This is a genomic window from Sphingomonas sp. BK345, assembly GCF_014193845.1.
Classification (GTDB): domain Bacteria; phylum Pseudomonadota; class Alphaproteobacteria; order Sphingomonadales; family Sphingomonadaceae; genus Sphingomonas.
In genome coordinates this window covers 1,095,758-1,108,460 of the sequence record NZ_JACHZX010000001.1, presented here as the reverse complement: position 1 = coordinate 1,108,460, position 12,703 = coordinate 1,095,758, and the positions used below count along the sequence as shown (strand labels likewise).

At 68.8% G+C, this 12,703-nt stretch carries 6 protein-coding genes; all 6 read left to right on the top strand.

What is annotated here, in order from left to right; all coding sequences use genetic code 11:
- Positions 1–247 precede the first annotated feature (247 nt).
- The 6 genes from FHY03_RS05005 to FHY03_RS04980 all read left to right on the top strand — a co-directional run bounded on the left by FHY03_RS05005 (position 248) and on the right by FHY03_RS04980 (position 12,683).
- A complete protein-coding gene (locus FHY03_RS05005; RefSeq protein WP_183929104.1) occupies positions 248–2,959 on the top strand; it encodes a hypothetical protein in 2,712 nt (903 codons plus the stop codon).
- 172 nt (positions 2,960–3,131) lie between these two features.
- Positions 3,132–3,791, top strand: a complete 660-nt coding sequence (locus FHY03_RS05000; protein WP_183929102.1) for a MobA/MobL family protein — start codon at positions 3,132–3,134, stop codon at positions 3,789–3,791.
- 77 nt (positions 3,792–3,868) lie between these two features.
- Positions 3,869–4,765 (top strand): 3'-5' exonuclease, encoded by an 897-nt coding sequence (locus tag FHY03_RS04995; RefSeq protein ID WP_183929100.1) that lies wholly within the window; start codon positions 3,869–3,871, stop codon positions 4,763–4,765.
- 67 nt (positions 4,766–4,832) lie between these two features.
- Positions 4,833–5,195, top strand: coding sequence for a hypothetical protein (locus tag FHY03_RS04990; protein WP_183929098.1), 363 nt, complete (start codon positions 4,833–4,835; stop codon positions 5,193–5,195).
- 366 nt (positions 5,196–5,561) lie between these two features.
- Positions 5,562–10,325 carry a DEAD/DEAH box helicase gene (locus FHY03_RS04985; protein WP_183929096.1) on the top strand — a complete coding sequence of 1,588 codons (4,764 nt, stop codon included), beginning with the start codon at positions 5,562–5,564 and terminating at the stop codon, positions 10,323–10,325.
- 207 nt (positions 10,326–10,532) lie between these two features.
- Positions 10,533–12,683 carry a UvrD-helicase domain-containing protein gene (locus tag FHY03_RS04980; RefSeq protein ID WP_183929094.1) on the top strand — a complete coding sequence of 717 codons (2,151 nt, stop codon included), beginning with the start codon at positions 10,533–10,535 and terminating at the stop codon, positions 12,681–12,683.
- Positions 12,684–12,703 lie beyond the last annotated feature (20 nt).

Here is a 12,703-nt window from a genome sequence, read left to right as displayed (position 1 = left end):
CTGGCTGCGACACGACCCGTCGAACGATGGTGCCGGGCATGACGGCGCGATCCACGATCCGAGCGACGGCGATACATCGCAATCCGACGAGCGGCGTCTCACATCAGCAATACACCGTCGCCGAGCCAGCAGTTGATCCGAAGGTGCGTGCGCAGGGGCAGTTTCAGTCTGGGGGTGGGGGGCGCATTAAATGAAATCGCCTGCGTCGATTTCGGGCTGCTCCGTTGGTCTGGCCCCACCCCCACCCTTGTCTGAGTTCTTCGTTGTCCTGCCCGATGGCAGTTGCACCCCTGCAACGCCGGAGACGTGCCGGATCATCATGAAACAGGCGCGTTCCGAGACGCGCAAGCAGGCCAAGATCAAACGCCACGAGAAGGCGGTCGAGCTGCAGATGGCGCTCGAGGACCGCGCCGCCGCGCGGCGGCTGGAGTGGGAACTGGCCGAGCTGCACCGCGGATCGATCCGCTGGGCGGGGCGGTTCAAGGTCCGATCCGAACCGTTGCGGTCGGCGCGACGGACATCGCCGGTGGTGAAGCATCGCGGCGGTATGTCCGCGCGGCCGTCCAGTGTCGTCGTCGATATCCCACGCGCGCCGTCCTCTTGGGTCGTCGACGGGCTCGGCATGAAGGGCATCATCTGGCAGCAGAGCTACGTTGGTCGTAAGTCGCCGGGGTTCCGCCGCGGTGCGGCGCGAGCCCATTGGGACTATATCGTCCGCGACGAGGCGGTGCTGCTGGGAGCCGATGGCGAGCCCGTCATCGTTTCGAACATGGGCGAAGACTGGGTCGAGATCGGCGCCGCTTGGCAGGCGATGGAGGACGCGACGACCCGCGCCAACGGCAAGGTCCAGATCCGCTGCATCGCGCCGTTCGACAGCGACATGAGCGAGGCCGAGATGGTCGATGCGCTGACGCATTTCTGCAAGACCGTGCTCGATCCGCTCGACCTGCCGTATTCGGCGGCGATCCATCGGCCGCCCCCGGGCGGGGACAGCCGCAACTTCCATCCGCACATCGCGCTCAGCTTGCGTCCGATGCGGCGGGTCGAGCCCTATTGCTGGGACATCGCCGACGAGGTCTGCGGCGAGCTCGACGGGCGCGACGGCGTGCAGATGCTGCGCCATCTCTGGTCGCATTCGATGTCGGAGGCGGCGGAGCGTGTGGGGAGCAACCGGCGCTATACCGGCCTCGGCTACGGCGCGCGGGGGCTCGATCTCGACGCCGGCGAGCACCTCGGCGAAGCGCGGTCGGCGATCGTGGCGCGCGGCGGACAGGTCTTGGCGCATGAGCGCAATCGCTTGAAGCGCCAGCGCAATGCACTCCGCCGCGCCGTGCGCGACGCCGACCGCAAGATCGCCGCGCTGACGACCATCCGCGACGCCGCGCTGGCGCGGATCGCGCGGGCACAGGCGTCGCCGGTCATTGGCACGATCATCCGCGCAGCGCCTCCAGTCAGTCAGGCAACAGTGCGTCCGCCATCTAAAGCGGCGCGACCGGCTAGCACCTGTGCGCAGCCGCGCATCAAGCCTGCGCAGATCAGGGTGGCCGCTCACGCGGCCGTGCCGGCGCGAACGAGCACGCCGGCGGATGCTTTCGAGGAAAGGCGGGCGGCGCTGCCGCCGAGTGCATCGCCGCGCATCGCCGGCCAGCGCATCGCCGCGCCGCTCCCATGCTCCGTCACGGGGCTTGCTGTCTCCAATGCGCCAGTGGCTGAGCCGCGGCGGACCGGCTCGATCTCGGCAACCCAGGCGCAACACCGCACCGCTCATACCGCGGACGTCAGCCCGGCAGCGGAATTGCTCGCCTCCCGAACGCGGCGCGAGCATCGGACACACCGGGCCTCCACGCCCGTGCCCACGGCTACGCCGCTCATCGCCGCGACACCGTTACCGACATCGCGCACCATCGAGGACGACCTCCTCCACCGCCTCACCCGGGCTCGCACCCGCCGCGAGCGCGAACGTGTCGCGAAGCGTCGGCGCGACCGGCAGATGCTGCTCTCGGACAGGCCAACGCTCGCCGACCGGCCGCGGCTCGACCTGCTCGAAGCGTTCCCGGTGACGCCGGCTGCCACCATCCCGACCGCCACACTGGCGGAGGACCATGAGCGCCTGCGGCTGCTGATGCGCATCGATGCCTATGTCGCCGACTATGGCGGCGATCAGCTCGACATCGGGACGGCGGCCTTGAAGGCGATCGGGGCCGACGACGCTTGGCTGGCCCGGCCCTGGGTTCAGCGCGGGCTCGCGGTCGTTCGCTTGAAGCAGCAGGCGGTGGTTGCGGCGATGGTCGCCGACGCCGATGCGCGTCCGCTCGCCTATGCCAAAGCCGGCACGCGCTTCTGGCCGCGCGACCTCGACGCCGACCAGTTGCGCCGGCTCGACCGCTGGGCGAGCGACCCCGGCTTCCAGCAGGACGTGTTCGACGTCGAGCGCCGCATCTACCGGATGCATCAGGAGCGCGACGCGGCCGCACGACGGAGCAGTCCATCGTTCACGGGACGCGAGACCGTCGTGACCGGCTCCAGCATGGCCGGGCCGCCCTATGCCGACGGCTTCGGCGGCTGGAGCGACACCCCGCCACCCCCGTTCGTCCACCTCACCGTCGCACCGCGCATCGTGCCGTTCGATGTCGCGACCGGCGCTCCGAGCCAGGTGCTGCTGCGACTGCTGCACCGCTGTGGCACCCGGCCCCATACGCTTGCCTTCGCGGATGACGGCAAGCTGACCACGCTGCCCGGCGCATCCAGGACGATCGGACCGCTGATCCAGATCTGGCGCGACGACCCCCGGGTCGAAGCGCTGGTGGTCGAGACCGTCACCGCCAGCCGCGCCGCCGGCCAACCGGTCTGGCCCGAGCAGTACCGGCGGGCGATCCGACAGCTCGCGACTTCGGCCAGACCACGCGCGCCCAGGCCGAAGCGCCGGCGCGTCCCCCCCGCGCAGGGGCGAGACCGGTAGCCTCATGCCGCCGGCTGAATGGCCGGTCGGGCCGCAAGAGCAGAGACGTGAAGGAGAGGAAGTGAGCCGGAAGGTGATGGGGAAAATGCAGAAAGAGAGCATTTGACTCGTCCCTGACGGCTCCACGCCGGCGCGACGCCACCTGCGTGCAACCACGTCGAAGGGAAGTCCAATGACCGATACGATCACTATGCTCCGCCGCCGCGAGACGGCGGTACAGGCCTTGCGCCCGCGGCTGCCGTTCAACGCACGGCCGGTCTGCGCCGCTGGGCGTGAGAGCCGTTCCACCGAAGGGCCGTTCGCCACGCATTATACCGCCACGGCGTCCTGGCTGTACATTAACCGGATCAGCGGCAGCGACCGCTTCGGCAAGGTGCCGGACGGCTATGTCGAGCGCGGCGACCTGCTGGCCGCGGGCCGCTGCCATCCGCTCAAGATCCCGCCGCACCTGCGATCCGGCGATACGCTGTGGCGCGAGGCCGACACGGCCGCCGCGCTCGAAGGACCGCGCGGGATCGCGGCGACGCACATCGTCGCCGACCTGCCGCCCGTCGACGATCCTGCGCGCTGGACCTGGCTCATCGAGACCTTCGCGTTCCGGCATCTCGTCGACAAGGGGATGATCGTCGATTGGGCGGTTCACGTCCGGCGCGACGCGGAGGGCGGGTGGATCGGCACGCCGCATGTCCACCTGCTGGCGACCGCCCGCTTCTGGCGACAGGGCGGACGCCATGGTGCGCGGCACTGGCAGTGGTTCGCCAACGCCGCCCAGACCCGCGCCGTCGAGGATGCCTGGCTCCAGTTCATCGGGACGCGCGCCACCGCCGCCTGATCCCACCGACCACCATCGCGCCGACGCCCGTCGCCTCACCCGAGGCGGCGGGCGTTGCCGTTTCAAGGACCATCCGCATGAGCTTCTACCACTGCAATCCGAACACCCCAGGCGAGCGCCTCGCCCGCAAACTCGAGGCGATCGGCAGCTACCGCGTGCTGCGCCGTTTGCCCGATCCTGCCGACATCTGGTGCCGCTCGATGCCGGTGCCGGGCAATGTCTTCAAATTGGCAATTCTGGACTGCGAAACGACCGGCCTCGATCCGGAGCGCCATCGCATGATCGAGTTCGCCGTAGGCACGCTGACGATCGATCTCGATGGCGGCGACGTCGTCGATGTCGAGGCACCGCGGTCCTGGCTCGAGGATCCGGCCGAGGACCTGTCGATCGAGATCGAGCGGCTAACCCAAATTACCTCCGACATGCTGATCGGCCAGTGGTTCAGGGAAGATGAGATCGCGCAGGTGCTGACCGGCTGCGATGCCATCGTGGCGCATAACGCACCCTTCGACCGGGCGTTCGTCACCCGGCGGTTCCCGACGCTGGCGGCGCTGCCGTGGCTCTGCTCGATGCGCGAGGTGGACTGGCCCGAGCTCGGCTTCAGCGGCGGGCGCGGCATCGCGCATCTTCTCACCCAGGCCGGCTTCTACCTCCCCGATGCCCACCGCGCAGCCGCCGATGTCTGGGCGACCATCTGCCTGCTGGCCTCGGCGACAAACGACGGGTCAACGATTGCCGCCGCGCTCATCGAGCGCAGCCGGGGCGTCACGCATCGGCTTTACGCCACCCGCGCACCCTTCCAATGCAAGGATGTACTGAAGGCGGCGGGATACCGATGGTCGGCGGAGCGCCGTGCTTGGTGGATCGAGGGTGAACCCGAGCGGATCGCCAACGAGGCTGTGTGGCTGAGGGGGCTGTCCTCCGGCATCAATCCTCAAATCGAGAACGTCGATTGGATCAGCCGGTATCAGTAAGTGTCCTGTATGCCGTATCGACGTCTAGGGTAGCCAGATCATGGCGGCGGCGAGGTCTACGAAGCTGATGAAACTAGCTTTGCGGCGATTGTGGGGTCACGTCTCACCGAGTGGTGAAGCTTCGGCGTTGCGCGCGGCCTCGTTCAAGCTCTACTCGGCCATGCCGTCCGCCGAACCAGGCACGCTCGAGCACGACGTGTGGCGCAGCATATACGCTTTGGAAGACGCTCTGACGCTGGGACGGGGCAGGACGACTCTCCTGGGCAGGACGACTCTCCTGGGCAGGACGAGGCAGAAGATCGCACGGAACGGCGAGCTGAAGACGGTCGCCGATCTCGTCGTGGGGAGCGCCTCGGACGGGTTCACGATCCTCATCAACCGGGACATGGTCGACTACACCTTCGAGGCGGTGGCGCTGCGCCATCCCTAAAGTTTGACGATGCGGTCCTGACGGCCGCCATTAGAAGGCTCGGAACGTTGCAGCGGTAGGCCAAGCCGCTGGCACGAGCCCCACTGCTGAGTACTTTGCGCGCGCAAAGGTGCGGCGCTGACGAACGCACTGCGGATTACCGGGCACGTTATCGAGAATGGCCGCCGACATCGAGGTGCAATCTTCCGGCGAATCGAGCGGGCGCAGTGGCTCGTCAGGTACTCGCGCAGAATCCCAGTATTCGCGATAGACGACGGTTAAGCCTTCAGCCCCAGGAAAGATGATTCAGACATAGCGGGCGCCTCTCGCCGGGGCTTAACATCGGCCGAGACATCGGCCACACTCGACGAAAATTCGAGGTGGGGAATGGGGTCTGGTCAGCCGGCCGTGGGAAGCGACGGCTTCGAAGAGCTTGCCGCATTTGTGGCCGACGAGTGCGAGCGCCGGCTGCGCGCTTACGAGGCGCAGCCCCGGGACGCGAACGAGCACTTTGAGACAGAGGTCGAGGTCCTGTCCGGCGGCTACGCCTGGCGGCAGCTGTTCGAGCTCGTGCAGAACGCAGCCGACGCGATCGGCGAGGCGGGACACGACGCCGGACGCATCCAAATTACCCTGGAGGCCGACCGGATCATCGCAGCGAACACGGGCGCCCCGCTCGACCGCGGCGGGATCGTCGCCCTCCTAAATGCCCGAAGCTCGTCCAAGCGCGCAGGCCAGATCGGCCGCTTCGGCATCGGCTTTAAATCGCTCCTGAAGCTCGGCGGCTCGGTGGAGCTCGTCAGTCGCTCCGTCGGCCTTTGCTTCGATCCAGAGTGGTGTCGACGCACGATCAGGAGCCGTCTGGGGCTGGGTCCGGATGAGCGTGCGCCGGGGATGCGGCTCGCCAGGCCCGTCGACCCCGCCACCACAGGAGGCCCGCTCCGGCAAGACGGCGACTACAACTGGGCGACCACCGTGGTCACGGCCCTGATCACGGAGGGCCAAGTTCGCGAGCGCCTGGTCAAGGAGATGGCCGACTTCCCTGCGGAGTTCCTCCTGTTCCTCGACGCTGACGTGGAACTTGTTCTCGACGTAAGGGACGGGCCGCTGCGCATCATCACGCGGCGGCACGAGGGCGATCTGCTGATGGTCGGCGACGAGCAGAACGAGACTCGTTGGCGCATCTTCCAGCGGCGGGTGAGCATTGCCGATCGGGCAGCGATCGCCGACGCGCTCCACCTCCAGGCGCGCGACGAGGTCCCGCTCGCCTGGGCTGTGCCGGTGGGCGGCCGCGAGGCCGCGGGCCAGTTCTGGGCCTTCTTCCCGACACAGAGCCAGACGCTCGCGGAAGGTATTCTGAATGCGCCTTGGAAGCTCAACAGTGACCGGACGGGCGTCATACGCGGGGCCTGGAACGAGGCTCTGATGCGCGAGGCCGCTAAGCTGATCGCCGATCACATCGGCGACCTCGCGACCTTGGAGGATCCCGGTGTGCCGGTGGCTGCCCTCCCGAGACAGCTGGAGCGGCAGGACGAGATCGCCGCCTCTCTGGTCAGGCCACTCTGGGATCTGCTCGCGGCTCTGCCGATCGTCGCGGACGGGGCGGGGAAGCTGCGTCGGGCAACCGATCTGCTCCGCCATCCGACCCAGGACGCGGACCTCCTCCGCCGCTGGCATGAGATCGCCGGAGAGCTGCGGGCCGAGGCCTACGTGCACCCGACTTGCCAAACTGGCCGAAGCCGGGGCGCCCGACTTGCGACCCTCGCCCAGGAGGCCAGCAGGACGCCGGTCCCGGGCAGGGCCGGGGCTCTGATCATGACGCCAGCCGGGCGCTGGCTCGAGAGGGCCGCAAGCGCGAGACCGGAAGTCGCCATCCCGCTGCTCGCCCTGGTGAAGGAGGCGGTTGAGAGAAGGCTGCTACAGCTACAGGACCTCAGGGCCGCCGCGATAATCCCGACCGTATCGGGGCGGCTCGCCGCCGCCTCCAGCGCCATCATAACGTCCGCGGGAAGTGCCCCATCGGGTCTTGAGGCGGTCGCCCCCGCCATCGCGTCGGATGCGGCAAGCCGGGACGTCCTCACGCGCGTGCTGGGCGTGCGCGAGATGGCGGAGGACCTGTGGGGCGATGTCCTTGCCGGCGCCCTGTCGGCTGCGAAGACATCCGGTGGTGACCGGTGGCCGGCCTTCTGGTCCAACCTTGCCGAGGCGCCTGCGGAGGCCGCCAGGGCCTTCCTTTCGACGATAGTCGCCGGCGACCTTCGCTTTCGCGACCGGACCGGAGCATTCCGTCCGCGCGAGGAGCTCGTCGTCCCTGCGGACGACGAGGTCGGGGAGGTGCCCCCGCACCTCGCGCTGGACAGCGAGTTGCATGCAGCGCATGCCACGCTCCTGCCCGAGTGGCTGCTATCGCGGCTCCCCCCGGCGGGCGTGAGCTTCGGCGTCGAGCTCGCCGGCCCAGCGGGCAAGGTGATCGAGGCCTACTTCAGCCGGCTGCGCTCCCTCGGCTGGCCCAGAATGAAGGGCAGTCCGCAGTGGGGAAAGACGGGCGTCGTCCGAGCGCAGATCATAACCATGCCCCACGGCTGGAAGCTCCTACCCTTCGTGCCGGCCGGTCTTGCGGCAGATCTCACCGCCCAGTGCATCGAGGCGATGCGGAGGCAAGCGGCGTCGGTCGGGCTGGGCGAAGATAGCGTCTTCGAACCGGTCACCTTCGGCCACCTGACGCGTCGGGAGGCCTACGACGACTTCACGGCCCCGCACCCCTTCCTCGCGATCCTGGCGGAGCACGGACAGGTCCGGATCGGCGACGTGGTGGTGCCGCTCGCCAGCGCACCGATGGAAGTCGTGCACGCGATCGATGCGGCCGGACGGGGTGAAGGGGCCTCCATCGTCGCCTTCCGCCGAGCTTTTGAGGCCCCGACTGACCTCGACCCGCTCGGGCGGACCAAGCCAGGCGACCCTGTGCAGACAGCGGCAATCTGGAAGGCCGCGTTCATGCTTGTGTCGTGCGTTCAGGACCGGTTCGAGCGGCTCGGGCCCATGTGGGTACGCGCCGCGCTGGACGGGGCTGCCCCTGCCGTAATCCCGAGCCGCGACGGGCCGGTGCCGCTCGATCAGATCTTCGTAAGCGTCGACCCCGGTGGCGAACTGGGCGCCAGCGAGGACGGACGGATCGTGGTCCTGCCGAAGCAGGCCGCCGATGTCTGGATCGCCGCGGGCGCCCGCCTCCTGTCCGAGCACACGGAGACGTTCTACGACGACGCGCTCGGCACCCCCGGCCCGCTCACCGGGCTCTTCCCTGAGCTCGCTCCGCTCTTCGCGTCGTCCAGCGCGCCCGACGCTCTGTGGGTGTTCGGCCTCTCCGAGCGCAGCGGGCACCAGGACCGGCATCCACCGGTCGCGCAGGATGCGACCGGAGTTGTCCTCCTCGACCGCGAACGCATGAAGACATTTTCCTGGGCCGCGGGGATGCGCGCCCTCCTGGACGCGCTGCATGCCTTTGGCCTGCTCGGGACAGACCCGGCGCTCGCCCATGCGGCGCTCCAAAGCGCGCGCGCCACCGAGGCCCGCAAGCGGGTCCGCGCCGAGCCGACACCAGCGCTCCGCATTCTTCGGGCCGTCGGGGACGACGTCGCGGTGATCGCCGCCACGCTGCCGAAGCCCGCGGCGCGCGCGCTCGGAGGGTGCGCTGACCGCGTCACCGTCGCCGAGCTCGCCCTCGCCATCCACGGACCGACGATCCTGTCGCGCCTCCAGCAGGCGCTCGCCGCAGCCGGCCTCCAGCCACCGGAGCGATGGGGCAGCGAGAAGTCGCGCGAGTTCGCGACGGAGCTCGGCTTCCCGCCTGGATACGGCAGCAGCGCGAGCATCAGGAGGGAGCCCGAGCTGCTGGTGGCCCGTCCCTCCCCGCTTCCGGATTTGCATGACTATCAGAAGGACATCCTGTCCTCCCTCCGCGAGCTGGTGAGTGGGGGCGAGGGGCGGCGGCGCGCGGTGATCAGCCTGCCGACCGGCGGCGGTAAAACGCGCGTGGCCGCCGAGGCTGTGGTCCGCCTCATCCTAAACGGCGGCGGCGATCGCAGCGCCCTCTGGGTGGCCCAGACGGACGAGCTCTGCGAACAGGCGGTGCAATGTTTTCGGCAGCTTTGGTCGAATCTCGGCAATTACGGGGAGGATCTCAGGATAGCGCGGCTGTGGGCCGGCCAGCCGGACCCGCGCCCGCCGACTACGGACGAACCGGTCGTTGTCGTCGCGAGCATCCAGACGCTCAACCTACGCTTCGATGTCCGGGGGCTCGAATGGCTAAGCCGGCCCGGGATCGTCGTCATCGACGAGTGCCATCACGCGATCTCGCCGAGCTACAGCTCGCTCCTGCGCTGGCTCGACGTCCAGATCGGCTCCGAGACGGCGCGCGACCGGGAGCCCCCCGTGCTCGGGCTCAGCGCCACCCCCTGGCGCGGCCGCGATGAGGAGGAGTCGGCGAGACTCGCGGCGCGCTTCGACAAGCGCTGGATCCCGGCGGACCAAGCGGGACTTCACGACACGCTGCGGCAGCGGGGCGTGCTGGCCGAGATGCGCTACAGCCCCATCCACTACGACCGTCCAGTGGAGCTGAACGAGGCCGAGAGGCGGCACTTCGACCAGTATGGTGAACTGCCGGAACACCTGATTGAGCGGATCGGAGCAGACCCCGAGCGCAACAACCTCATCCTAAGGCACGTCCTCGCCAGCAGCGCGCACTCCATCCTGCTGTTCGCCAACTCGGTCGCCCACGCGCAGTATATGGCCGCGCGGCTTCACCTTGCCGGCTGCCCGGCCGCCGCGGTCAGCGGCGAGACCGACCGGCTGGCGCGCCAGCACTTCATCCGGCGCTTCCACGACGGAGAACTCCGGGTGCTGTGCAACCACTCGGTGCTCACCACCGGGTTCGACGCGCCAAGATCCGACATGATCCTCATCTCGCGTCCGGTATTCAGCGCCGTTCGTTACATGCAGATGGTCGGTCGCGGGCTCCGCGGACCCGCCAACGGCGGCACGGAGTACTGCGAGGTCGCGACGGTGGAGGACAACATCCTCACCTATCGGGACCGGCTCGCCTACCATTACTGCCGGCAGTTCTTCGAGGTCGAATCGGAGCGGGCTGCCGCGTGACCACCCCGCGCGCGAGGCCACGCCAGTTGACCGCATCCAAAGCGTTGGATAGCCTTCGATATTCAATTAGGGGCGCGTCGGGGGACATGATCAGGACCGGTGAAGCGTCCGCGTCGGGACGTGCGCCAGTCTGCGTGGTGCTTCCGTGAGGGCACCGCACACTCCGCGGCCCGGCCAGTCGCCCGTTTCTGCACGGTACCGGGCGAGATGAGCACGGTTCAGGTCGGCGTGCGCCGGGGAGGCAGGATCGTCGACACCATCGAGCGGCCGCTGCACGAGACCCCTCATGGGCCAGCCGTGAAGTATAAGCGCCACCTCTGGCGCGTGGCTGACGGCAACATCGACGTCGACGGCCCGTCGCTCGATGAGACTCATCCTGCATCCCCGAACCCTGTGGTGCCTCAGCCGGATCCGGGGCCGCCGCCCGACGACTCCGCCGTCCGCGAGCGCATCATCGCGGCGCCCGCGACCGCCCGGCAGCTAGTCGAGGCGGGACCAGGCACAGGGAAGACCGAACTGGCCGCGAGGCGACTCGCACGGCTGGTCGGACACGAGCTCGACCCTGGAGAGATCCTCGTGCTGAGCTTCTCCCGCAGCGCCGTGCGGACCCTGAGCCGACGCATCGGCCGGATCGACGACGCCGAGCCGCAGGTGATCGAGGAACTCCGGCACCTCTCGATCCGGACATTCGACTCCTGGGCCTTCCGAATGCTCCGCCTTCTCGGGGAGGCCCCAGGGGCGCTCCTCTCCCGGACGCACGACGCGAACATCGCGGCGCTGACCGCGATGGCGACGGGAGGTCGCCGCGACGATGTGCGACGTTTCGTCGGCGGCAGGCGTCACATCATTGTCGACGAGTTCCAAGACCTGCCCGGCGTCCGTGGTGACCTCGTCCTCGCTCTCCTCTCGCTTATGGCGTCGCCGGGCGAGCACGGCTGCGGCTTCACCATCCTCGGCGATCCCGCGCAGGCCATCTTCGGCTTCGCCAGCGGCGAGCGGGAGGACGGGACCCTGTTCCCGACCCCGCGGGAATACTGGGAAGAGGTCTGCCGGACCTATGCCGGCGACCTCGTCCAGGAGACGCTCGTACGCAATCATCGAGCCGATCCACCACTCGCCCGGCTGTCCGCCGGCCTGCGCTCCGTGCTCCTGGGGGACCGCCCGGATCGGGAGAAGCTCAGGGTCATGCTCACGGCCATCGCAAGACTTCCGGAGCCGGACCAGCCGCTCGGACGAGGGCTCCTAGAGGCGGCGACGGGCGGAAGCCGCGCCATCCTGACGCAGACGAACGGGGAGGCCGTGCGGGTCCTCCAGGCCCTCTACGGCAAAGACGTCGACGCCGCGACCGTTCCGGTCAGGCTCCGCGCCGGCCACCACGCCGCGCTGGCGCCAGCCTGGATCGCCGCGCTTCTGAGGAAGGTTCGCTCGACGTCTTTGCCCCGCTCGCAGTTCGGTCGCATATATGCGCACCTCGGCAAAATCTGGGGCGACGACGGCTGCGAGCGCGTCGGGCTTCCCGCGGAGGAAGTCGCCTGGATTCGCCTCGCGCGAGCGAGCGGGGCAGCCGAGGACGCGACGTCGATCGACCTTGCGCTGCTACGGGAGCGTCTGGCTTGGCCCGACGCCTTTCCCGACGACCAGCCAGTCGCCGACGATGGCATCATCGTCACCACCGTCCACCAGTCCAAAGGCATGGAGTTTGACGAGGTCACCCTTCTCGAGCCGGAGGAGCGAGCGTCGGACGACGAGGGCGGGGAGGGGGACCCGGGCGAGCGAGCGAGCGTTGCCTACGTGGGGATCAGTCGTGCGGCGCGGACGCTCGCCCGCGCCCCAGCGGGCCAGATCCACCGCGTGCCGGTCCACTGGAAATTCAGGGAAGAGCGCCGGCGGCTTTGCTGCCGGCAGAGGCAGTGGTTGAACGTGGAGATGGGGCTGCGCGGCGACATCGACCCGCTCGGCTTCGCCGATCCCGACCTGCTCGGCGGCGCGGAAGGCGTCGAGGACCTGCAGGCGTTCCTCCTCGCCGGTGCCGGCAGCCTCGCCGGACACAAGGTGATGCTGTGCAAGCACCGCCTTGAGGATCGCGCGGTGTGGCATATCCACCTGCAGGAGGAGACCGGGCCGGGCCGCCTTCTGGGGCGCACCGCCAACCAGCTGTCCACCGATCTCCTGAGCGTGCTGCACAAGCAAGGCTACAAGCTGCCGCGCACGATCATGAACCTGCGGATCTCGTCGGTCGGGACGGTCACTGCGGATGGCACGGGCCGCCTTGGCGAGCCGGAGAGGACCAGCGGCCTGTGGCTCGGAATCGGGCTGTTCGGGACTGGCGATTTCAAGACCTGGAAGGATGCAGATTGACGCGCCCTGACCACAGACCG